This is a genomic window from Halorhodospira halophila, assembly GCF_016653405.1.
Lineage (GTDB): Bacteria > Pseudomonadota > Gammaproteobacteria > Nitrococcales > Halorhodospiraceae > Halorhodospira > Halorhodospira halophila_A.
In genome coordinates, this window is sequence record NZ_NHSN01000018.1 from 37,435 (window position 1) to 58,267 (window position 20,833).

The following is a 20,833-nucleotide window of genomic DNA, read 5'->3' on the forward strand; positions in this document are numbered from 1 at the left end:
GAGGTCCTCACCGGATTAGCCGTTCAGCCCGCCCGTCCAGCAGGGGTCGATGCTCGCCGCCGCATCGCGCTCCTCGGCCTCGCCGCGGTACCAGCCCAGGCGCGGATGCAGCTGCACCGTCGGCCCGACCACCACCAACGCTGGACTCTCTAGCCGCTCGGAGCGGACCCGCTGTGCCAGCGTCCGGAGATTGCCCAGAACCACCCGCTGCTGCGGTGTCGTCGCCTGGGCGACCACAGCGGCCGGATGCTCGGGCGGGAGCCCACATTCGCGTAGTTGTTCGCAAACCGCCTCGAGGTTGACCAGGCCCATGTAGATGATCAGCGTTTCGTCCTCGCGATAGGGCGCGTGGGCCCTCATCTGCGGGTGCCCGGCACGCCGGTGGCCGGTGAGCAGGCGGCAGGTCTGGGCGTAGTCCCGATGGGTCAGTGGGATGCCGGCGTAACTCGCCGCCCCCTGGGCAGCACTGATGCCCGGCACCACCTGGAAGGGGATGTCGTGCTCGATCAGGCCCTCGATCTCCTCACCGCCGCGGCCGAAGAGGAACGGATCACCGCCCTTGAGCCGGAGCACCCGCTTGCCGGAGCGGGCCAGATCGATCAGCCGTTCGTTGATCCGCTCCTGTGGCAGCGTATGCCGCCCCCGTCGTTTGCCCACCGGGATCCGCTCGGCCTCCTTGCGCACGAGATCCAGCAGGGCCGGCGCCGCCAGGCGGTCGTAGAGCACCACGTCCGCCCGCTGCATGAGCCGCAGCGCGCGGAAGGTCAGCAGATCGGGATCCCCGGGGCCAGCCCCGACCAGAAAGACCTCCCCACGCGGGGCCGGCCGCGCCCGCTCCTCCTCGAGCAGCCGCAACAGCTCGGCCTCCCCCTCGGCCTCGCGACCGGCAAGCACCGATTCCGCGGCGGCACCATCAAAGATCTGCTCCCAGAACCGCAACCGCCAGTCCTTGTCCGGCAAGGCCACACGCACCCGCTCGCGCATCCGGCCAGCCAGGCGCGCCAGCCGACCGTAGGCCGCCGGCAGCAGGGTCTCCAGCCGGCTGGCGATCTGTCGAGCCAGCACGGGGGCGGCGCCGCCGCTAGAGACCGCCAGTTGCAGGGGCGAACGATCGACCTGCACAGGTGTTATGTAGGTGCTCAATGAAGGGCGTCCGGCTACATTGACCGGGATCCCCCGGACGCGGCAGGCGTGATAGATGGTGCGGTCGGTGGCCTCGTCCCCGGTGGCCCCCACCACCAGTGCTGCGCCTTCTTCCATGCCCGGGGCGAACCCCTCGGCGCGGTGGTGGAGTTCGCCGGTAGCGTTCTCCAGCAGGCGCTCACACGGCGCACCCAGCTCCGGCGCGATCAGCTCCACGCGGGCGCCGGCCCGCAGCAGATCACCGGCGCGTCGGGCCGCGGCTTCGCCGCCGCCGACCACCAGGCAGCGACACCCGTCAAGCTTGAGGAAGATCGGATAGTGGTGCATAGACTCAGCCCGCACGCCCCGATGCGTCCCCGGCCGGGTTCCTGCCGGTAACACGCTGCAGCGAAAGCAGGCCCCGACCGCGTTCATCCACCAGCTCCAGGCTGCAGTGCTGGCAGGTACCGGCCAGCGCCCAGGCCGCGGCCACGCGCTGCCAGTCGAGTTCGACCCGGCCGCCTCCGGCACCGAGGACCAGCGTCTCACCGTCGTAGTAGAGCCCCGCACCAGCCACCGAACAAACCATGCGCGTTCCGGCCGGCCCGCGCACGACAGCCCGGATCCGCGGCCACTCGCGGCACTCCTCCAGGTGACGCGGCAGGTCCGTCACCTCGATCCGGCTGGTCATGAACGGCGTATCCGGCTCCGCCACGTCGTCCGCAACGGCGGCCAACGCCTCAGCCCAATCGACGTCGAAATGCGCCGCCGCGGCCTCCAGGCTTGGCGTCTGCTGCTCGCGCAACCACTGACGCAGGACCACCGGCCAGCCCTCCAGCCCCAGACTCAGCGATTGCCCGCGCTGCTCACCGGGCACGGGCGTGCCAGCCTCGGCGTACTTGGCGGTGTAGCCCCGCGGGGTCACCATCCGGCCGTGCTCGAACCGGGTCGAGCGGTTGCCGATGATCACCGTGCTGAGCATACTCGGCTCGGCCTGGTGGAGCTGCTCCAGGGGCAGGTGCTGGACCTGCTGGCGCTCGCGGTAGGCCGAGCGGACCACCGCCACCGGAGTCTTCGGATCGCGATAGCGCAGCAGGATCTCCTGCGCCCGGGCGATGTGCGCCTGGCGGCGTTTGCTCGCCGGATTGTAGAGGACGGTGACGAAGTCACCGCGCCCGGCGGCCTCCAGCCTGCGCGCGATCACCGGCCAGGGCGTGAGCAGGTCCGAGAGCGAAATGGTGCAGAAATCGTGGGTCAGGGGGGCACCGACCAGGGCAGCGCAGGAGGACAGCGCCGAGGTCCCCGGCACCACCTCCACCTGAACCTCCCCGGCGCCCCCCTGCCAGCCCTGTTGAAGCAGGAACTCGTAGGTCGGCCCTGCCATGCCGTAGACCCCGGGATCGCCGGAAGAGACCAGGGCCACCACCTGCCCGGCCCGGGCCGCTTGCCAGGCTGCCTCGACCCGGTCAAGCTCCTCGGTCATGGCCTTGCCGATCACTGTCTTACCTTCCAGCAGCTCCGGGATCAGCTTGAGGTACGTCTGGTAACCGATGACCACCTCGGCCTCGGCGATCGCCTCTCGGGCCCGCGCAGTCATGTGCGCCGGGTCACCCGGGCCGATCCCCACCAGAAGGATCTGCCCCGGAGGGGGAACATCGCCTGTCATGCGTTCAGCCTCGCTATCGATACCGTGGCGTTGCGTCCGTCGCCGCCCCGCCAGCGGCGTTTCTCGATGATCAGATCGGCGCTGTCGGCATCGGCCCGGCACAGCGCCGCCGCTTCGGCGACCGCCGGCGTCCCGGTGTGCCGGCGCACCACCTCAGAGGGGTGCGGCACCGGGATCGCGGCCAGTTGCGTCGCCGGATAGAAAACCAGGGGCCAGCCGTGGGCCCGCGCCAGGGCGTGCAGCGCCGGTTCATCGCGCTTGAGGTCGATACTCGCCACCGCAACCACGTCCGCGTTGCACAGCCCAGCCTCGGCCAGTGCCGCGGCCACCGCCGCGGCCACCGTCTCCTCCGCTGCACCGCGGTCACAGCCAATCCCCAACACCACACGCGGCATTACGGACCCCGGCGCGCGGTTCGGTAGCGTACCAGCCGATCGCCCAGGCGTGCCTGCCAATCGGCGGACGGCGCCTCGTCGCGGACCCAGAGCACGGCACTGTAGGCCCCCGGGTCCAGGGCATCGGACTTGGTGAAGCGGTACAGGTTCGCCGGTGGTGGGGTTGCCGGGCGCCAGGTGTCGGCCTCCTCGATCAGCGCGACCGGCTCACCGTGAAGCAGCGCCGCCGCGGCCCGACGTAGGGCTGCAGTGGACGCCACCACCCGCCAGCCCTGCTCCCGGCCGAGCAGATCCACCGCAGGCAACCCGCGTCGGTCCGAGGCCGTGGTCACCACGGGAGTGGCGCCGAGTTCCCGGGCGACGCGCTGCGCCCAGGCATTGGCCCCGCCCAGGTGGCCGCCGAGCACCGCCACCGCGAAATGCGCCGAATCATCCACGCTGACCACCCCGGGGTCACGGGTCTTATCGACCAGATACGGGGCGAGCAGGCGCACACAGGCACCCACCGAGGCGAAGCAGATAACCTGTTCGAGGGGGGAGCGGAGACGCTCCCCCAGGGCCTCCGCGAGTGCCCCGGATGCCACCGGCGTGCAGCGCTCGCCGTGGTCGGCCAGCAGTGGCGCGACCCGCTCGGTGACCAGGATTTCCGCCCCGGGCCAGAGCACCGCCAGGCGCGCCGCACCGGCGGCACCGCCACGGCTGACCACCACCAGCAACAGCCCTGCACCCGCCTCGCTCAAACGCCCTCGCCTCCTCCGGAGGGCGCGCCGGAGCGGCCCTTGCAGACCATCAGCAGCGAGAGGTAATGAACCGTCTCGCCGCGCAGCCCGGTGATCTCCGTAACCACCCGCTCCTGCGGGGTGCCGACGCGCTCGACGAAGACGCTGGCGTCGCTCAACCCGCGCCGCTCGAGCAGCTCGATCAGCGGGTCGAGCAAGGGCTTGACCTTGAGCAGCACCAGCGTATCCACCTCCGGCAACAGTCGTTCCACGGTCTCCATCCCGTACCCCCCCGGGAGCACCGCCAGCGCGTCGCCCTGGCTGGCCAACGGCCAGCCGACGCGCGCCGGGGCCGCCAGGAAGGAGGCCACCCCCGGGATGGTCTCCACTCCGGCACCGGGCTCCTCGGCGAGCACGGTACGGGCCAGGTGCCCGAAGGTGGCGTAGGTCGAGGCATCGCCCTCGACCAGGAAGGCCACATCCCGCCCCTGCGCCAGGGTCGTGGCCACGGTCGTCGCCGCCCGCCCCCAGTGCAGCGCCAGCGTCCCCGGGTCGTGGGTCATCGGGAAGACCAGGGGCATGGCATCGTCCGGTGCCACCAGCCCGCCGCGCTCGACGATATCCAGCGCGTAGCTGCGCTGCCCTTGGGCCCGCACCGGATACGCCCAGCGCGCATCTCCCTGCAGGACCTGCCAGGCCCGGCGCGTGATCCATCCGGGATCCCCGGGGCCCAGCGAAACCCCGATCAACCTTCCCGAGGCTGTCGTCATGCTGTCTCCGTCTTGTTCGCCGTGAGTACCCAGACCGGGTTCTCCGCGCGGAAAGTGCGCATCCCGGCCAGCTCACCACTGCGGCTGGCCTGCAGCTGCACCGCCTCCCACTGCACGGTCCCCTGGGCCGCGGCGGCATCGAGCCGGGCCATGGCCTGTTGGAGATTCTCCAGGGTCACCACGTTGATCACCAGCCGCCCGCCCGGACGCAGTCGCTCCAGGCAGTGGTCGATCAACGTGCCCAGTGCTCCGCCGGAGCCACCGATGAACACCGCGTCCGGATCCGGCCATTGTTCCAGCCCCTGCGGAGCCCGGCCGTGATGGAGCGTGACATTCCCCGCCCGACGCCGGCGCCGATTCTCCTCGGCGATGGCGAGATCCTCGAGGCGGCGCTCCATGGCCCAGACATGCCCCCGCGGGCAGAGCCTCGCGGCCTCGAGGGCCACCGCCCCGGAACCGGTCCCGATATCCCAGACCCGGCTCTCGGCGGTCAGCGCCAGACTGGCCAGGGCAACCGCCCGGACCTCCCGCTTGGTGATCAGGCCGCGCTGCGGGCGACGCTGGGCAAACGATGCATCGGCCCCGGCGAATGGCCAGGCCAGTGCCGCCGTACGGCGCCGCACCAGCGCCACATGGGGCTGCGCATACCGGTGCGCCGCAGCGCTGCCGAGCGGCGCCGGCGGATGGAGCTGTTCATCCTCCCGCCCGATGCGCGCCACTACGGCCACCTCCAGTTCTTCATCGCTGTAGCCGACCGCCTGCAGCTGCCGGGCCAGCCAGTCGGCGCCATTCTCACCGGTGGTGTAGACCGCCACGCGCTCGTGATCATCCAGGGCACGCAGCACCCCGCTCATCGGGTGCTCGGGCGACGCCGCCTGCGCCGACCAGTCATCGGCCGCGCGGCCGTGCACCGAGGCGATGGCGGTCTGCGCCACCGGCCAACCGAGCCGGGCACAGGCCAGCTGAACCAGCGACGGGGCCGGCAGTACCCGGCAGCGCGCGGCACCGAGGCTCGCGGTGACGCGCTCGCCAATGCCGTGGCAGAGCGGGTCGCCACTGGCAAGAACCACCACGTGCCGCCGCTGCGCCGCCGCGGCCTCGATCCAGGCCGGAACTTGCGCCACGCTGCCGGTCAGATCCCGGCGCTCCGCCCCGGGGGCCAGGGGCGCACAGGTTTCGAGAACGCGCCGCCCGCCGATGAGCAGATCCGCCCCGGCGATCGCCTCGCGGGCAGCAGGCGCCAGCGCTTCGGGGCCGTCATCCAGCACGCCGACGATGGTGCACACGGGGCTCACGTGCCGGCCTCCCCGGCCAGGCCAAGCAGGGCGTGGAGGCAGGCCACCACCGCCGGCGTCCCGCCCTTGCGCCCGGCCGTGGCAATCCACGGCACCCGCTGTTGCGCCATAGCCTCGTCGCTGGACTCGGCGGCGGCGACAAATCCCACCGGCATGGCGATCAGCAGTCGCGGCGCCACCTCGCCACGCTCGATGCGCGCGAGGATCGCCCGCAGGGCGGTCGGGGCGTTGCCCACGGCGACCATGGCGCCGTCGAGCCGCCCCTGCTCGGCGGCCAGGGCGACGGCCTGCTCGGCCCGTGTCGTCCCGGCGCGCTCGGCACGCTCCGCCGCTTGCGGGTCGTTCATCAAGCAGTGGGCCTCGACCCCGAAATAGCGCAGGCGTTCCGCCGAGAGGCCGACCCGGATCATCTCGACATCGACGAACACCGGCGCCCCGGAGCGGATCGCCGCCACCCCGGCTGCCACCGCCTGGGGATGGAAGCGGGTCACACCGTTGAAATCAAAATCCGCCGTGGCGTGGATCATGCGCCGGACTACCGGCCACTGTGCGGTGTCGTAGGCGCTGCGATCTCCGGCCTCGGCATCAACACGGGCGAAGGAGCACTCCTCGATACGCCGCCCGGAGGCGGTCTGCTGCTCGGTCACGGACGGCTCACGGGACATTGCGGCACCCTCAGTGGTGGTGATGATGGTGGTGATGACCGGCCGCGGCCCGGTGCGGACAGCCGTCGCACTCGAGCATGGCCTGCCCGGTCCGCGCCTCCTCCACCCGGTGGGCGATCAGATCGAAGACTTCCGGCTCGAAACCGAGATAATCCGCCAGGGCGAAGACCGTCCGGGGATACTGGATGCGCAGCCGCTCCACCTGTTGCTCGATGCGCTCGATCAGCCGTCCGGTGAACAGGTAGTACGGCAGGATCACCTGTTGCGTCGCGCCCAGCAGGTGGTGGCGCTGCACCACCGCCTCCAGGCGCGGGTGCGTCACGCCAGTGAAGGCGATATCGACCAGGTCATGCTCGCCACCCTCGTAGAGCCACCGCCCCAACCGCGCGAGCTCCCCGTTGGCGGTGCGGTCCGAGGACCCCCGACCGAGCAGGATGACGCCGGTGGTCCGCGGATCGGGGACGTGCAGGGCCTGCATGGCATCGCGCAGACGCCGCTCGACCAGACCCAGCGACGATTCACTGACTCCCAGGTGGCGTGCCAGGCGGAAATCGACGCCGGGGTGCCGCTCTCGAGCCGCATCGACCTGCTCGGGCACCTCGAGTTTCACGTGCCCGGCGGCATTGAGGATCAGCGGCACGGCAATGACGCGCTCGGCACGGGCCGCGGCGCGATCCAGGCCCTCGCTAAGCAGCGGATCGGCGAACTCGATGAAGCAGGTCTCCAGTCGCCAGTCCGGATAGCGCTCGGCCAGCATCCCGGCGAACCGGCGGATCTCCTCATTGCCGTCCTCTTGGCGTGATCCATGCCCGATCAGAAGGATACAATCACTCATTCAGAAACGTCCTCAGCTTTCAGGGCGGCGGAAACGGTGCGCGAAGTCCGGATCGTAGAGCCGCGAGCGCGCCGCCGGCGCCGCCTGCCGCGCCCCCAGCGCCGGTCCAACCAGGATCATCGTCTGGCTGTTGAGCCCGGCGGCGCGGCAGTCTTCGGCGAGATCGCGGATGCAGGTGCGCAGCACCTGCTCCACCCCGGGCCAGGAGGCGCGGTGGACCACCACCACCGGGGCATCCTCTTCCCAGCCACCCCGGCAGAGGGCGTCCGCCAGGCGCTCCAGCAGGGTGATCGAGAGATAGATGCACAGGGTGCTGCCGTGGCGGGCTAGGTCGGCGAGCTGCTCGCCGGCCGGCATGGGGGTACGCCCCTCCACCCGGGTGAAGATCACGGTCTGAGTCCCCTCTGGCAGGGTCAGGCTCTCGCCGGCGGCCGCCGCGGCAGCCATCGCCGAGGTCACCCCCGGGACCAGGTGGACCGGGATGCCAGCCGCATCCAGCGGACGCACGATCTCCACGAAAGCGCCGTAGAGCCCCGGATCGCCGGGCTGCAACCGCACCACGCGGCGTCCGGCCCGGGCGCGCTCGAGCAGCCAGCCCTGGATCTCCTCCAGGGTCATGCCCTTGGAGTCGGCGACCTCACAGTGGGGCGGCGCCCATTCCAGCACCCCGGCGGGTACCAGCGAGCCGGCGTAGAGCACGGCGTCCGCCGCCGCGACACGATCCCGCCCGCGGACCGTGATCAGATCGGCCGCCCCGGGCCCCGCCCCCACGAACCAGACCTCACCCGTCATGCACACCCCCTCTCTGCTGCAATCGGTAGCCGACCACGAAGGGCGCCTGCTGGTGCTCGACAACGCGGACATCCACGTCATAGGCGGCACGGATGGTCGGCGTGTCGATCACCGCCTGCGGCGGTCCGTCGGCCATGACCCGGCCATCGCGCAGCAGCACGATGCGGTCAGCCAGTTGCACGGCGATGTTGATATCGTGGAGCACGACCAGCACGCCCTGCCCCTGTTCCCGGGCGCACGCGGTCAGGATCTCGATGGCATCGCGCTTGTGCTTCATGTCCAGATGGTTGGTTGGCTCGTCGAGCAGCAGGAACGGCGTCTGCCGGACCAGCGCCCGGGCGATGGCCGCTTTTTGCCGCTGCCCGCCGCTGATCTCGGTCAGCGGCGCCTGCGCCAAATCCGCCATACCCAGACGCTCGAGCACAGCCTCGGCGCGGGCGAGGTCCGCCGGATCGTGCCGCCAGCTCGCCCGACGCAGACCGAGCAGTACACTCTCGAGCACGGTCAGCGGGTAGACGGCATCGGCGGTCTGCGCCACGTAGGAGAGCCGGCGGGCGATGCGCGCCTGCCGCTGCCCCTGCACCGGCTCACCGGCGATGGTGAGGGTCCCGTGGCGCGGACGCAGGATGCCGGTGATGCACTTGAGCAGCGTGCTCTTGCCAGAGCCGTTGGGCCCGATCAGGGCGACCACCTCGCCGGCTTCCACGCGGGCGTCGACACCGCGAAGCACCTCGGTGCGCCGATAGGCGTAGCGCACGCCGCGCAGTTCGATCCCGGTCGCCGTCACGCCCCCCCTCCCGTCTCGCGGCGACGCAGGATCAGGTAGATGAAAAGCGGCGAACCGATGAACGCCGTGACCACCCCCACGGGCAATACCACCGATTCGAAGGCGTGCAGCGATACCAGATCCGCCAGCGTCAGCAGCAGGGCGCCAATCAGGGCAGTGGCCGGGATCAGGAAGCGGTGATCCGAGCCGATCAAAAGCCGCGCTAGGTGCGGCGCCACCAGACCGAGGAAGCCGATCCCGCCGGTGAACGCCACGGTGACCGCGACCAACAGGGCGACCAGGAACATCAGGCCGATGCGCAGCGGACCGACCGCGATCCCCAAGCTGGTGGCGGTCTCGTCACCGAGCAGCAACCGGTTCAGATCGCCGCTTTTCCAGAGGAAGACCGGCAGGGTCGCCACCAGCGCCGCACTGATGAATACGAAGCTCTCCCAGTCGGCGCGGCTGAGGCTGCCCACGCTCCAGAACATGACCTCTCGGGTGGCGTCGGCATCAGCGAAGTAGATCAGCAGCGTCGTGGTCGCCCCGAAGAAGTACATCAGAGCAATGCCGGCGAGGATCAGGCTCATCGGCGTCGCCCCCTTCCACTGCCCGATGAGCAGGATGAGCAGGGACACCGCCATGGCGAAGAGGAAGGCGTTGCCGACGATGCCGTAAACACCGAAGGCCGAGAAGCCGAAAATGATCGCCAGCGCCGCCCCCAGCGAGGCTCCCGAGGCGATCCCCAGGGTGAACGGCGAAGCCATAGGATTGCGCAGCAGGCTCTGCAGGATGACGCCGCCGAGCGCCAGCCCCATGCCGGCCACCATCGCGGTGGCCAGGCGCGGCAGGCGGATGTTCCAGACCACGTTCTCGGTCTGCGCGCTGACCCACGACGCCCCGAGCGGGCGAGCCACCAGCGCCTGCACCACCTCGCTCAGCGGGATGCCCATCGGGCCCAGCGCCAAGCCAAAGCCCGCCGTAGCCACCAGGGCTGCCGCCAGGCCGAGCAGCACCAGCGTCTTGGCCCGGATCGCGCGCGTGTAGTCGTCAATGAGGCCCCGCGGTGGCGCCGGCCGGACGGGGGTGCCGACGGTCAACTCAGCCATCCTCGAGGCTGCTGAGCTCCATGAGCCGGTCGTAGAGACCGGGGTCGCCGTAGAAGACCTCCAGAATCTCCTCGCCGCGGTCGCGGAGATCGACGCCTGCCATGGCCTCCGGGTAGAGGACGCGAGCCATGTGCACCAGATCGATCAACCCCGTCGCCAGGTCCCAGCCCATGTAGGTGCCCTTGAAGCGGTGGATACGCTCCGCCTCGATGGCTGCTACACCGGACAAGCGCTCATCGTCGAGCACCTCGGCGCGTTCCACGCGACTCGCTCGGGACGGTGTGTGGAGGAGGATATGCTGGGGATCCCAGCTCAGCAGCTCCTCGGCACTGACCTCGCCATCGTCGCCGGCACGGCCGGCAGTGACCATCTCGGCACCGAGCAGCTCGACGGGGAAGTAGAAGGAGACGTGGTTGTAGAGATTGCGCCGGTGGGCCAGATAGACCCGAGGCGGCTGCTCGCCAGCGACCCGCTGCTGCACGGCGGAGACCGTGGCGTGGTAGAAATCGAGCAGCTCTTCGGCCCGCTCCTCGCGACCGGACACTTCGCCGAGGAGCCGGTAGGCCTGTTCGATCTGCTCCTCGACGGCCTCCTGCGACGCCCGCTCCCGGCCCAGGGTGTTCAGCGCCACCACCGGCACGCCCAGCTGTTGCTCGTAGCGTTCTGCCTGTTCGGCCATCGCCTGATCGTCATCACCGCGGCTGAAGGCCCAGTAGATAAACAGATCCGGCTCCGTGGCGAGCACCCGCTCGGCACTGAACTCCGAACCGGGCTGGCCGCCGCCGACCATGGCCACCTCGTCAAGGCGCCCGAAGGCCTCGACCTCGATGGGCTTCGCCTCGGAGAAACGCGAGCCGTACATATCGCTCGGGATGCCCACCAGGCGCTCCTCAACCCCCAGGTGGAGCGCCATGCGGAAGGCGTCGACATTGACCGTGGCGATCCGCTCGGCCGATTCCGGGACCTCCACGCTGCGGCCGAGCATATCCTCAACCTCACGGGTTTCCCGGACACCCCCTCCATCCGGATCATCGTCGAGGGCATCCCCACACCCGCCGAGGATAAGGCCGACCCCGGCCACGAGGGCGATGCATGGATTGCGGTGCATGGCTCCTCCAGTCACTGGATCCAGTACGCCATGCGGGGAGCGGGTCGGAAACGGGCACGCCGTGGCGCTGGGACAGGGCGCGGCTGAAGCTACCGTCACCGCCACGCACGGTTCCCCGCCGTGTGGCTGCGACCCCCAGACCGGTCTCCGGGCTCGCGAGCGGGGTCGAACCCCGGGCGCCGCGCCTTCCCGCACCGGGTGCCAGGGACACCGTGGATGCAGTGGCGATGCAGCGCCCACTCTCGCCTACCGTTGCGGGGACAGCGTCGGCCTTGCCTGCGCCCGCCCGGGCCGCAGTGCGCACCGACTTCCCGACCGTCCCCGGCGCTGTCGGGCGGACCACGCGGCGGGGAACGGCCCCGGCAGCGATGGTAACTGCCAGGTCACCTGGGGAGGCTGGACTCTACGGCCGGCTCGGGGCAGCTGTCAACGCGGCCCGATCGGGCGCCCAGCCGGGCCGATGGCCACAACCTCGAACTTTATGGCACAATTGCGCCGTATCAAAGAAGGGTATGGACGCCCGCGACCCCTCCCGACCCCCCGACGGAGATGTCATGGGCACAGACGCGAATTCACCCTGCCCCCAGGCGGGTGACATAGTCACCGACGCGCTGGATACCCTGCCGCTGAGCGACCAGGAACCGCACCTGCGCCTTAGCGAGCGCTTTGAACGCCTGCGCTGCCATATCAACCAAGCGCTGCCCGGCGGCGCAATCCACCGCATCGCCGTCGCCATCTACGAACCGGACGCCAACCGTCTCAAGACCTACGGCGCCGGCGGCGATGCTCCCAGCCCCCTGGATCACTACGAGACCCGGCTAGGCGAGGCCCCCACCCTGCGCGCCCTGGCCGAGGCGCCGCAGGTGCGCATCATCGACGACTACCGGGAACACCCCAGCCCGAAACCGCACACCGTCAGCATCCGCGAGAGCGGGTTGCGCGCCGGGATGATCCTGCCGCTGCAGCACGACGAGAATTTCTTCGGCTTCCTGTTCCTCAACTCCCGGCGGCCGGGCTACTTCTCGGAGGCCGTCGTCGAGCGGCTGGCGCCTTACATCGACCTGGCCCGCTTGCTCGCCATCACCTCCATCCGCACCACGCAGACCCTGCGCGGCGCGGCGCGCACGGCCATGGCCTTCGGCCGTGCGCGGGACGACGAGACCGGTGGCCACCTCGCCCGGATGGCGGAGTACAGCCGACTGATCGCTCTGGAGCTGGCCGCAGCTCACGGTCTCGGCGACGAATACATCGAGATGGTCTATCAGTTCGCCCCGGTGCATGACGTGGGCAAGATAGCCGTCCCCGACGGCATCCTGCTCAAGCCCGGCCGGCTCACCGACGAGGAGTTCGCGCAGATGCGCGAGCACGTCAGCCGCGGCGTGGCCATGGTGCTGGCGATGACCGAGGAGCTGGGGCTGAGCGAGGACCGGCGGGCGGCCATCATGCGCAACATCGTCGCCTACCACCACGAGCGCCTTGACGGCAGCGGGTATCCGACCGGTGCAAGCGGCGAGCAGATCCCGCTGGAGGGGCGCATTGTGGCCGTCGCCGACGTCTTCGACGCCCTGACCAGCGAGCGTCCCTACAAACGGCCTTGGGGTTTCGCCGAGGCTGCCGAGACCCTGCGAGCCGAGGCAAAGGCGGGCAAGCTGTGCGGGGAGTGCGTGGAGGCTTTCCTGCGCCGGGGCGCCGAGATCGAGGCGATCAGACAGCGCCACGGCCACCGCTGAGCTAGCCGCACACGTCCAAACGAGCGCGACAGGCCCGCGGAATCCGGTAGAGATAGACCGGGGCGTCCAGGCGCACGGGCGGCCGGTGCACGGCGCACGGTTGCCAGCCCGGGATGCGGAACGTGTTGCTCACCACCAGCGCCCCGGCGGGCAACTCCCGGCGCCATCGCGGCTCGAGCTCGCGAATCGCCTCAAGGTGCAGATAGCAAACCACCGCACGGGCATCACGGAAGGACACCTGGCGCAGGTCGCGGCGCCGGAATTCGACATTGGGCACCGGCCGGATCCACTGCAGCAGGCAGGCGAACAACCACGGCAGCGGCGAGAGCTCGTACCCGATCACCCGGGCCCGCGGGCACCGTCGCCCCACCGCCCGGGCCAGCCCGCCCCATCCAGAGCCAGCCTCGATCACCGTTCCCTCGAGCTCGGCCGGTAGCGCAGCAATCACCAGCTCCTGCCCCAGACGTGTGGAGGGCAGCGGCGAGATGCCGGTGACCACCGTGTAGCCGACGATCAGCAACATGCCCCCCAGCATGACGACAAGAATCAACGCCTCCAAAAACACCGTTCCTCCATGGAGTCTCGCACAGCCCCGCCCAGGGCCGGTTCGTTCCGCGGGCGTATACCCACGCATAGGCTGGTAGAATGGTCGGAGCCGGACAACGAGCCTGAGACCATGAACCAGCGGGCCATCCCCACCAAGCGGGCCACCGTTCAAGCCGACGACCTGGCGCTCGGAAAGCCCGTGCCCTACGACATCGAGGACGCCTACGGGCACCTACTGCTGCGGCGCGGCTCGATTCTGCGCTCCCGCGAGCAGCTGGAGCGGCTCCTGCAGATCGGCCGGACGCCCTACCACGTGGCCGCCCGGCGTCAAGAGACCGGCGGGGTCTCGCGGCGGCGCGAGCTCGCCTTGGCCGCTTTCCGCAACCCCTTCGACCTGATCTATCAGATCTCCCGCGCGCTGCAGGAGACCTTCAAGTGGCTGGGCGAGGATAACGACCGCTTCCTGCGTCGCCTCGACCACCTCGCCAGCCGTATCGGCGACCTGGTCGAGCGCGACGCCGATGCGGCCATTGGGGCTGCCCACCTCGATGAGGCGTTCGCCTACTCGATCCGCCACCCGATCCGCCAGGCGATCCTTTGCGATGTCGTTGGCAGCCAGTTGGACATCCCGGACAGCGAGCGGCGTTCCATCGTCCTCGCCGCCCTCTCGGCGAACATCGGTATGCTCGAGACGCAGGATGGCCTTGATCGCCAGAGTGCACCACTCGACGACGCCCAGCGCAGGGACCTGGAAGAGCACCCGTTGCGCTCGGTGGAACGCCTGTCGGCAGCCGGGGTCGAGGACCCGATCTGGCTCCGGGTCGTCGCCGAGCACCACGAACGGCTCGACGGCAGCGGCTACCCGGCTGGCCTGCACGGTACTCAAATCTGCCGCGGGGCGCGGCTCCTGACCATCGCCGACACCTATCTGGCGATGATCAGTAACCGTGTCTACCGGCCTGCCACGGCGGTCCGCGAGACCCTGCTCGAGCTGATGAATCAGAGTGGCCGGATCTACGACCGCGACATCCTCTCCGGGTTGATCCAGACCATCGGGATCTATCCGGCAGGCAGTTTCGTCGCCCTGGACAGCGGCGAGCGCGGCGTCGTCATCCAGCGCGGCAACCGCGGCGCCAACCCGGTCGTGGCCGTCCTGATCAAGGCCAACGGCCAGCCCACGGCACGACCGCTCTATCGCGACACCAGCCAGCCGGACATGCCCAACGTCGACTCACTGGAGCCCACCCATCAGCTGGCACAGCGCTTCCAGCTCGCCTCGCTGTGGGGCTACGATTCCTGAGCCGCGCGCGCCGGTGCCGCGCGCCCCGGATGGAGACGCAATGGCCGCCGTGCAACGCCTGCTCAGTTCCGCCTGGCTGCTTCACCTGCTGTTCCTGGCCGCCCTGGCGGCCTGGATCGTCCTGCTTGACGCCCCCTTCCCGCGCCCGGCGATCGCGTTGCTGGAGGCCCACTCGTTCGAGTTCCTCGCCATCGCCGGCGGCATGGTGGCGGTGTTGGCCCTGCTCTACCGGCGCGCCAACCTGGCCTTGCAGGCCGCCGCCATCAGCCTGGCCATCAGCGGGATCGGCGTTGCGCCGTCACCGGCCCACGGGGTCACGGCGGCCGCCATCCTGCTGCCGATCAACCTCCTGATCCTGACCCTGCTCGATGACCGGGGCCTGCTCAGCCGAGCCGGGCTGTGGCGCTGCGCCGCCCTGGCGCTGCAAGCCCTGCTCGTCCTCGGCCTGTTCCGCTACCAGCCCGACTGGCTGGAAGCACTGGCCGCCACCACCTTCCTGCCGCTTGGCTTGGCCGACTGGAGCAGCCTGCCCGAACAGGGCCTGCTGCTCGCCGCGCTGGCCGCCGCGAGCCTGCTCCTGTGGGCCCTGCTCGACCCCACCCCGCCCCACGTGGGCGCTTTCAGCGCGCTGCTGACCACCACCCTCGGCCTGGAACTGGCCCTTGCAAGGGGCGGCGAGCTGGTGCTGCCCACCCTGCTGGGCGCGGTTGCCCTCTTCCTCCTGCTTGTCGCCGTTTTACAGGAAGCCCACCGCATGGCGTTCCGCGACGGGCTCACCGGCCTACCGAACCGGCGCGCCATGGACAGCCTGACGCAGGGACTGAGCGGAAGCTACGCCATCGCCATGACCGACGTCGACCACTTCAAGTCCTTCAACGACACCCACGGACACGAAGTCGGGGACCAGGTGCTGCGTCGGGTGGCGGCAAACATCGGCCGGGTCGGCGCGGGCGGGCACCCCTTCCGCTACGGTGGCGAGGAGTTCGCGGTCGTCTTCCCGGGGCGCACCGCGGAGCAGGTCGTCGAGGCGCTGGAAACGGTGCGCGAGACGATCGCCAGCACCCCGTTCCGCCTCCGGGGTAGCGACCGGCCGGCCGATGACCGGCACGGCAGCCGCAAACGGGGCATCAAGCGCGGGCGGCAGCAGACGCAAATCACCATCAGCATCGGCGTCGCCGACAGCAGTACCGCGACAGACGCCGACGCCGTCGTACAGGCCGCCGATCAAGCCCTTTACCGGGCCAAGAAGGGCGGACGCAACCGGCTGGCCCAGTAGCACAATCCTCCGCAACCCCACGCCGGGATTGGAGAGGACCGATAAGGAGCTTTCGGGCATGACGAATGAGCACACCACCGACGGAACCATTTGGGTGGTCAAGACCGGACGCACCCTCCCTGCACTGCGCCGGCAGGGTGACTTCGAGGACTGGATCGGCGCCGGCCTGGGGCGTGCTCCCTGGCGCACCGTGGACGCCACCGCCGGACCCGCATCCCTGCCGAAACCGGCTCACCCGGCCGGTATCGTGGTCACTGGTTCACCGGCGATGGTCTCGCATCGTGAACCGTGGAGCGAAGCCGCCGCCGACTGGCTCGCGCAAGCCGCCGGCAAAGATATCCCGATCCTCGGTATCTGCTACGGCCACCAGTTGCTGGCCCACGGCCTCGGCGGCCACGCCGGCCCCAACCCACGCGGCCGCGAGATCGGCACCGTCGGCGTCGAGCGCCTGGCACCGTGCGCCGACGACCCCCTGTTCGCCCCCGTGCCGGAGCGCTTCGCAGCCCACGTCACCCACGAGGAGTCGGTGCTGGAACTGCCCGAGGGCGCCGTCATTCTCGCCGCCAACGGGCACGACGCCCACCAGGCGTTCCGTTGGGGGCGTCACGCCTGGGGCGTCCAGTTCCACCCGGAGTTCGACACCGCCATCACCCGCGGCTACATCTTCCATCGCCGCCCGGATCTGCGCCGGGAGGGCTTCGACCCGCGCGCGCTCTATCGCCAGGTCGCGGCCACGCCGGAGGCGACGGCGCTGCTCGATCGCTTCGCCGCCTACGTCACCAGCCGAGCGCGCTAGACAACGCGCCCGGCTGGCCGCTGGCTACTCGGAGGAATCACCGACGACGATGTTGGGGAAGGCGCTGCCGGAACTGCGCTCGCGCAACGACAACTGGGCCGCGACGCTGCGCGCCATGTGCCGGTAATCGGTAGCGATCCGGCCGTCGGGGTCGGCGGCCACGGTGGGGTGGCCGCTGTCCGACTGCTCGCGGATGGTGATATCCAGCGGCAGCGATCCGAGCAGGTGCACCCCGTACTGGCTGGCCATGGCGGCGCCGCCACCGCTGCCGAAGATGTGCTCCTCATGGCCACAGTTCGAGCAGATGTGCGTGCTCATGTTCTCGACGATACCGAGCACGGCCACATCCACCTTCTCGAACATGCGCAACCCCTTGCGTGCATCGAGCAGCGCGATGTCCTGGGGCGTGGTGACGATCACGCCGCCACTGACCGGCACCTTCTGGGCCAGAGTAAGCTGAATGTCCCCGGTCCCCGGCGGCATGTCCACGATGAGGTAGTCAAGCCCCTCCCAGGCCGTCTCGGTGAGCAGCTGCTCCAGGGCCTGGGTCACCATGGGCCCTCGCCAGATCATCGGGGTCTCTTCATCGACCAGGAAGCCGGCCGACATCACCTGGATGCCGTGGCCGAGCATCGGCTGCATGTGCTTGCCGTCCCGGGACTCCGGCTGGCCACGCACACCGAGCATGCGCGGCTGGCTCGGCCCGTAGATGTCGGCGTCGAGCACCCCGACCCGGGCGCCATCGGCCTGCAGCGCGAGGGCCAGATTGGCCGTGACCGTCGACTTGCCCACACCGCCCTTTCCGGAGGCGACGGCGATGATGTTCTTGATCTCGTCCTGCGCCTTGACGCCCGGCTGAACCGCATGGGCGTGGATGCGCGTCTGCACCGAGATCTGCACCTGCTGCGCCCCGGTCCCCTGCTCGATGGCGGCACGCAGCTCCTCGCCCAGCGTCTGGCGATACCCCCCGGCCGGGTAGCCGAGCTGCACCACCACCCGAACGCTCTCGTCGTCGATCACGATCTCGTCAACGCAGCCGGCCGAGACCGGATCGGTGCCCAGATAGTGATCCCGGACCTGGCGCAGAGCCTGCTCCACGGCCTCACGGGTGAGATTCGTCATACCTTTCCCCCGGCAGTCGTTTTCCCATCCGCGCCGGTCAGGGGGGGTCAGCGGCACCCCCTGCTGATACGCGCGGGTTCCGTCCTCATAATGCTCGTCCTTCCAGAATGGCGCCCGCACCTTGAGCGTGTCGATGGCGTAACGGGCCGCCTCGAAAGCTTCACCCCGGTGGGCAGCTCGAACCACGACGACGACGCTCTCCTCACCGATGGCCAACTCGCCGACGCGATGAACGATGCGACAAGCCCCGACACCAAAGCGCTCGATCACCTCGGCCTCCAGCTCGGCCAGCACGCGCTCGGCCATGGGGCGGTACGCCGAGTAGGCAATCGCCGCCACGCGCCGCCCCTCGTGGTGATCGCGGACCGTCCCGCCGAAAACCACCAGGGCGCCGGCCGCGGGGTCGGCGGTATCGGCGAGCAGCGGCTCGAGTGCGATGGGCTCGTCGGTCACCCGGTTCATACCACCTCCTGGCCAGTCTGCGTCATTATGACACGCTGGCTCCGCTGTCGACCTTCGCCGGCTCGGCCCCGCCCAGCTGCAGGGCGCAGAAGCGCCGGTACAAGGGGCTGTGCTGCTGCAGCTCGCTGTGGGTCCCCTGGGCTTCCACCCGCCCCTGGTCCAGGACCACGATGCGGTCGGCGGCCACGACCGTGGCCAGCCGGTGCGCGATGACCAGGGTCGTCCGCCCGGCCATGAGGCGCTCAAGCGCCTGCTGCACGGCCTGCTCACTCTCCGCATCCAGTGCGCTGGTGGCCTCGTCGAGCAATAGCACCGCCGGGTCGCGCAGGATGGCGCGGGCGATGGCGACGCGCTGGCGCTGACCGCCGGAGAGCTGGACCCCACCGGGGCCGAGTTCGGTATCCAGCCCCTGCGGCAGCCGCTCGAGGAACCCGAGGGCGTTGGCGTCGTGCGCTGCTGCACGCACCTCGGCATCGCCGGCCTCCGGGCGGCCATAGCGGATGTTCTCGGCGGCAGTCCCGGTGAAAAGCACCGGCTCCTGGGCAACCAGCCCGGTGCAGCGGCGCAGCTCCGCCGGATCCAGGTCGCGCAGGTCCACCCCGTCGAGCTGCACGCAACCGGCATCCGGATCGTAAAAGCGCAGCAGCAGCTGCAGCAGCGTGCTCTTACCCGCACCCGACGGTCCCACCAGGGCCAGTCGCTCGCCAGGGCGCGCACAAAGGGTCACCCCACGCAGTGCCGGCTGATGCGCCCGCGCCGGGTAGGCGAAGGTCACGCCATCGAAACGCACCTCGCCACGCACCGGGTGCGGCAGCGCTCGCGGGCGGTCCGGAGCCCGGATCCGCGGCTCCGCATCGATCAGCTCGAAGATGCGGTCGGTGGCCCCCATGGCACGCAGGATCTCTCCGGCCACCTCGGCCATGGCGGCCACCGACCCGGCGGCCAGCACCGCATAGAAGACAAACGCCGACAGCTCCCCCGGCGTCATGCGCCCGACGAGCACATCGTGACCGCCCTGCCAGAGCACGGCACCGACCGCGCCGAAGACGAAGAGCAGGGCTACGCCGGTCAGCCACGCCCGCTGCCAGGTCCGACGGATGGCGGTCGCGAAGGCCTCTTCCACCCGCTCGGCATAGCGCTTGCGGTCCTCGGCCTCATGGCCGAAGGCCTGGACCGTGCCGATGGCGTGCAGCGATTCACCGGCGAAACGGCCCACGTCGGCCACCCGGTCCTGGCTGTCCCGAGAGAGGCTGCGCACCCGCCGCCCGAACCAGAGGATGGGGATCAGGATCAGCGGAATGCCCACCACCACCAGGGTGGCCAGGCGCGGGCTGGTGACGAACAGCAGCAACAGGGCGCCGACGAAGGTCAGGGCGTTGCGCAGGGCGATCGACAGCGCCGAGCCGAAGAGATTCTGCAGGACCGTGGTGTCGGCGGTCAGCCGGGACTGGACCTCGCCCGCCCCGGTGCGCTCGAAAAAGGCCGGCTCCAGGCGGAGCAGGCGGCGGAAGAGCTGCTCGCGCAGATCCGCGGCCAGCCGTTCGCCGATCCAGGTGATCAGGTAGTAGCGGGTTGCCGAGGCCAGCGCCAGGATGAGGATCATCGCCAGGGTCGCCAGCAGCGCACGATCAAGCATCGCCGCATCGCCATCGGCGAACCCGTGATCGATGACCAGCCGAAGCCCCTGGCCGATGGCCAGCACGCCTCCGGCGGCGACGAGCAGCGCTGCGGCCGCAGCGGCCAGGCGCCAGCGGTACGGCTTGAGCATGCGCACCAGGCGCAGCAGTGTCGATCGACGTCTCAGGGTCTGACTCCGTTTGCCTTGGCGGTGGATGGACCAGTAAGGTTACAGCTTGCGTGGCGCGGACATGAATCGCGCCCCCCCCCCCGCTTGAAACGGCGCCCCGGGGGGCGGCGCGGAACCAAATGATAAAGTCCGTGTCCCACCGTGACACCCAAGAGAAAAACCGACAGGAGGGTGAGCATGAGCAACCCGATCGACGGTGACCGCCGCAAGTTCCTCAAGAACGGTGCCATGGCCGTGGCCGCCATTCCGCTGGCCACGCTGGTGACCAAGGGCACCGCCGTTGCCGGCCTGCCCGATGGCGTGGAAGACCTGCCCAAGGCGGAGGATGACCACGCCCACGACTACGTGAACGACGCCGCCGACACCGACCACGCCCGCTTCCAAGAAGGGCAGCTGTGCGAGAACTGCCAGTTCTGGGTCGACTACGTGGACGGCGACTGGGGCTACTGCGAGCACCCGAACTTCACCGACGTGCTGGTGCGCGGTGAGGGCTGGTGCTCGGTCTACGCCCCGGCGTAAGCTGCTCGCACTTAGGCGAGCAGCTCCGCCCGC

The 20,833-nt window shown here is 70.0% G+C and carries 20 protein-coding genes, 1 pseudogene and 1 riboswitch; of the genes and pseudogenes, 5 read left to right on the forward strand and 16 right to left on the reverse strand.

All coding sequences use genetic code 11. From position 1 onward, the window contains the following. Window positions 1–15: 15 nt before the first annotated feature. Genes cysG through CCR79_RS07400 form a run of 12 tightly spaced genes read right to left on the reverse strand, consistent with a single transcriptional unit; the run spans window position 16 to window position 11,242 of the window. Window positions 16–1,470 carry a siroheme synthase CysG gene (gene cysG, locus CCR79_RS07345; protein WP_201170392.1) on the reverse strand — a complete coding sequence of 485 codons (1,455 nt, stop codon included), beginning with the start codon at window positions 1,468–1,470 and terminating at the stop codon, window positions 16–18. A 4-nt stretch (window positions 1,471–1,474) separates the two neighbouring features. Next, complete coding sequence (gene cobJ, locus CCR79_RS07350) at window positions 1,475–2,788, reverse strand: precorrin-3B C(17)-methyltransferase (RefSeq protein WP_201170393.1); 1,314 nt, start codon at window positions 2,786–2,788, stop codon at window positions 1,475–1,477. Next, window positions 2,785–3,183 (reverse strand): cobalamin biosynthesis protein, encoded by a 399-nt coding sequence (locus tag CCR79_RS07355; protein WP_201170394.1) that lies wholly within the window; start codon window positions 3,181–3,183, stop codon window positions 2,785–2,787. Before CCR79_RS07355 ends, cobJ begins: the two co-directional genes overlap by 4 nt. Next, window positions 3,183–3,923, reverse strand: coding sequence for a cobalamin biosynthesis central domain-containing protein (locus CCR79_RS07360; protein ID WP_201170395.1), 741 nt, complete (start codon window positions 3,921–3,923; stop codon window positions 3,183–3,185). Before CCR79_RS07360 ends, CCR79_RS07355 begins: the two co-directional genes overlap by 1 nt. Beyond that, window positions 3,920–4,672 (reverse strand): precorrin-2 C(20)-methyltransferase, encoded by a 753-nt coding sequence (cobI, locus tag CCR79_RS07365; RefSeq protein ID WP_201170396.1) that lies wholly within the window; start codon window positions 4,670–4,672, stop codon window positions 3,920–3,922. Before cobI ends, CCR79_RS07360 begins: the two co-directional genes overlap by 4 nt. Further along, window positions 4,669–5,967, reverse strand: a complete 1,299-nt coding sequence (cbiE, locus tag CCR79_RS07370; protein ID WP_201170397.1) for a precorrin-6y C5,15-methyltransferase (decarboxylating) subunit CbiE — start codon at window positions 5,965–5,967, stop codon at window positions 4,669–4,671. The genes cobI and cbiE overlap by 4 nt, the downstream gene beginning before the upstream one ends. Beyond that, window positions 5,964–6,632 (reverse strand): precorrin-8X methylmutase, encoded by a 669-nt coding sequence (locus CCR79_RS07375; protein WP_201170398.1) that lies wholly within the window; start codon window positions 6,630–6,632, stop codon window positions 5,964–5,966. The genes cbiE and CCR79_RS07375 overlap by 4 nt, the downstream gene beginning before the upstream one ends. Window positions 6,633–6,642: 10 nt before the next feature. Then, window positions 6,643–7,467 (reverse strand): sirohydrochlorin chelatase, encoded by an 825-nt coding sequence (locus CCR79_RS07380; protein WP_201170399.1) that lies wholly within the window; start codon window positions 7,465–7,467, stop codon window positions 6,643–6,645. A 12-nt stretch (window positions 7,468–7,479) separates the two neighbouring features. Further along, the gene (cobM, locus tag CCR79_RS07385) at window positions 7,480–8,259 is read right to left on the reverse strand and encodes a precorrin-4 C(11)-methyltransferase (RefSeq protein WP_201170400.1); all 780 of its coding nucleotides are present in this window, start codon (window positions 8,257–8,259) and stop codon (window positions 7,480–7,482) included. Beyond that, a complete protein-coding gene (locus CCR79_RS07390) occupies window positions 8,249–9,046 on the reverse strand; it encodes an ATP-binding cassette domain-containing protein (RefSeq protein ID WP_201170402.1) in 798 nt (265 codons plus the stop codon). Before CCR79_RS07390 ends, cobM begins: the two co-directional genes overlap by 11 nt. After that, on the reverse strand, window positions 9,043–10,134 hold the full coding sequence (locus CCR79_RS07395) for a FecCD family ABC transporter permease (RefSeq protein WP_201170403.1): 1,092 nt from the start codon (window positions 10,132–10,134) through the stop codon (window positions 9,043–9,045). Before CCR79_RS07395 ends, CCR79_RS07390 begins: the two co-directional genes overlap by 4 nt. After that, window positions 10,127–11,242, reverse strand: coding sequence for an ABC transporter substrate-binding protein (locus CCR79_RS07400; RefSeq protein WP_201170405.1), 1,116 nt, complete (start codon window positions 11,240–11,242; stop codon window positions 10,127–10,129). Before CCR79_RS07400 ends, CCR79_RS07395 begins: the two co-directional genes overlap by 8 nt. Window positions 11,243–11,383: 141 nt before the next feature. After that, window positions 11,384–11,556, reverse strand: a riboswitch (cobalamin riboswitch). A 240-nt stretch (window positions 11,557–11,796) separates the two neighbouring features. Between CCR79_RS07400 and CCR79_RS07405 the strand changes: the two genes are divergently transcribed. Next, the gene (locus tag CCR79_RS07405; RefSeq protein WP_201170407.1) at window positions 11,797–12,972 is read left to right on the forward strand and encodes an HD-GYP domain-containing protein; all 1,176 of its coding nucleotides are present in this window, start codon (window positions 11,797–11,799) and stop codon (window positions 12,970–12,972) included. Between the two features lies 1 nt (window position 12,973). Here CCR79_RS07405 and CCR79_RS07410 read toward each other — a convergent pair whose 3' ends face one another. Further along, a complete protein-coding gene (locus CCR79_RS07410; RefSeq protein WP_201170408.1) occupies window positions 12,974–13,507 on the reverse strand; it encodes a class I SAM-dependent methyltransferase in 534 nt (177 codons plus the stop codon). Window positions 13,508–13,648: 141 nt separating this feature from the next. On the opposite strand from CCR79_RS07410, the gene CCR79_RS07415 reads away from it, so the two are divergent. Genes CCR79_RS07415 through CCR79_RS07425 form a run of 3 tightly spaced genes read left to right on the forward strand, consistent with a single transcriptional unit; the run spans window position 13,649 to window position 16,890 of the window. Further along, window positions 13,649–14,818 (forward strand): HD-GYP domain-containing protein, encoded by a 1,170-nt coding sequence (locus CCR79_RS07415; protein WP_201170409.1) that lies wholly within the window; start codon window positions 13,649–13,651, stop codon window positions 14,816–14,818. A 40-nt stretch (window positions 14,819–14,858) separates the two neighbouring features. Continuing rightward, complete coding sequence (locus CCR79_RS07420; RefSeq protein WP_201170410.1) at window positions 14,859–16,094, forward strand: GGDEF domain-containing protein; 1,236 nt, start codon at window positions 14,859–14,861, stop codon at window positions 16,092–16,094. 58 nt (window positions 16,095–16,152) lie between these two features. Then, window positions 16,153–16,890 (forward strand): glutamine amidotransferase, encoded by a 738-nt coding sequence (locus CCR79_RS07425; RefSeq protein WP_201170411.1) that lies wholly within the window; start codon window positions 16,153–16,155, stop codon window positions 16,888–16,890. A 24-nt stretch (window positions 16,891–16,914) separates the two neighbouring features. On the opposite strand, the gene apbC is transcribed toward CCR79_RS07425, so the two are convergent. The 3 genes and pseudogenes from apbC to CCR79_RS07440 form a co-directional block, all read right to left on the reverse strand. Continuing rightward, window positions 16,915–18,012, reverse strand: coding sequence for an iron-sulfur cluster carrier protein ApbC (gene apbC / locus CCR79_RS07430; RefSeq protein ID WP_201170639.1), 1,098 nt, complete (start codon window positions 18,010–18,012; stop codon window positions 16,915–16,917). Between the two features lie 129 nt (window positions 18,013–18,141). Then, window positions 18,142–18,474, reverse strand: a pseudogene (locus CCR79_RS07435) (molybdenum cofactor biosynthesis protein MoaE); the annotation flags it as partial. Window positions 18,475–18,499: 25 nt separating this feature from the next. Beyond that, window positions 18,500–20,278, reverse strand: a complete 1,779-nt coding sequence (locus tag CCR79_RS07440) for an ABC transporter transmembrane domain-containing protein (RefSeq protein ID WP_430654665.1) — start codon at window positions 20,276–20,278, stop codon at window positions 18,500–18,502. A 180-nt stretch (window positions 20,279–20,458) separates the two neighbouring features. On the opposite strand from CCR79_RS07440, the gene CCR79_RS07445 reads away from it, so the two are divergent. Then, on the forward strand, window positions 20,459–20,800 hold the full coding sequence (locus tag CCR79_RS07445; RefSeq protein ID WP_201170413.1) for a high-potential iron-sulfur protein: 342 nt from the start codon (window positions 20,459–20,461) through the stop codon (window positions 20,798–20,800). The last annotated feature ends 33 nt before the right edge of the window (window positions 20,801–20,833 follow it).

What these genes read in the sequence shown, in the direction of transcription:
- CCR79_RS07410 (WP_201170408.1), bottom strand. Translation starts at nt 13,507, where the DNA reads ATGCTGGGGGGCATGTTGCTGATCGTCGGCTACACGGTGGTCACCGGC.
- CCR79_RS07405 (WP_201170407.1), top strand. Translation starts at nt 11,797, where the DNA reads ATGGGCACAGACGCGAATTCACCCTGCCCCCAGGCGGGTGACATAGTC.
- CCR79_RS07420 (WP_201170410.1), top strand. Translation starts at nt 14,859, where the DNA reads ATGGCCGCCGTGCAACGCCTGCTCAGTTCCGCCTGGCTGCTTCACCTG.
- CCR79_RS07425 (WP_201170411.1), top strand. Translation starts at nt 16,153, where the DNA reads ATGACGAATGAGCACACCACCGACGGAACCATTTGGGTGGTCAAGACC.
- apbC (WP_201170639.1), bottom strand. Translation starts at nt 18,012, where the DNA reads ATGACGAATCTCACCCGTGAGGCCGTGGAGCAGGCTCTGCGCCAGGTC.
- cobM (WP_201170400.1), bottom strand. Translation starts at nt 8,259, where the DNA reads ATGACGGGTGAGGTCTGGTTCGTGGGGGCGGGGCCCGGGGCGGCCGAT.
- cobI (WP_201170396.1), bottom strand. Translation starts at nt 4,672, where the DNA reads ATGACGACAGCCTCGGGAAGGTTGATCGGGGTTTCGCTGGGCCCCGGG.
- cobJ (WP_201170393.1), bottom strand. Translation starts at nt 2,788, where the DNA reads ATGACAGGCGATGTTCCCCCTCCGGGGCAGATCCTTCTGGTGGGGATC.
- cysG (WP_201170392.1), bottom strand. Translation starts at nt 1,470, where the DNA reads ATGCACCACTATCCGATCTTCCTCAAGCTTGACGGGTGTCGCTGCCTG.
- CCR79_RS07355 (WP_201170394.1), bottom strand. Translation starts at nt 3,183, where the DNA reads ATGCCGCGTGTGGTGTTGGGGATTGGCTGTGACCGCGGTGCAGCGGAG.
- CCR79_RS07445 (WP_201170413.1), top strand. Translation starts at nt 20,459, where the DNA reads ATGAGCAACCCGATCGACGGTGACCGCCGCAAGTTCCTCAAGAACGGT.
- CCR79_RS07375 (WP_201170398.1), bottom strand. Translation starts at nt 6,632, where the DNA reads ATGTCCCGTGAGCCGTCCGTGACCGAGCAGCAGACCGCCTCCGGGCGG.
- CCR79_RS07395 (WP_201170403.1), bottom strand. Translation starts at nt 10,134, where the DNA reads ATGGCTGAGTTGACCGTCGGCACCCCCGTCCGGCCGGCGCCACCGCGG.
- CCR79_RS07380 (WP_201170399.1), bottom strand. Translation starts at nt 7,467, where the DNA reads ATGAGTGATTGTATCCTTCTGATCGGGCATGGATCACGCCAAGAGGAC.
- CCR79_RS07415 (WP_201170409.1), top strand. Translation starts at nt 13,649, where the DNA reads ATGAACCAGCGGGCCATCCCCACCAAGCGGGCCACCGTTCAAGCCGAC.
- CCR79_RS07400 (WP_201170405.1), bottom strand. Translation starts at nt 11,242, where the DNA reads ATGCACCGCAATCCATGCATCGCCCTCGTGGCCGGGGTCGGCCTTATC.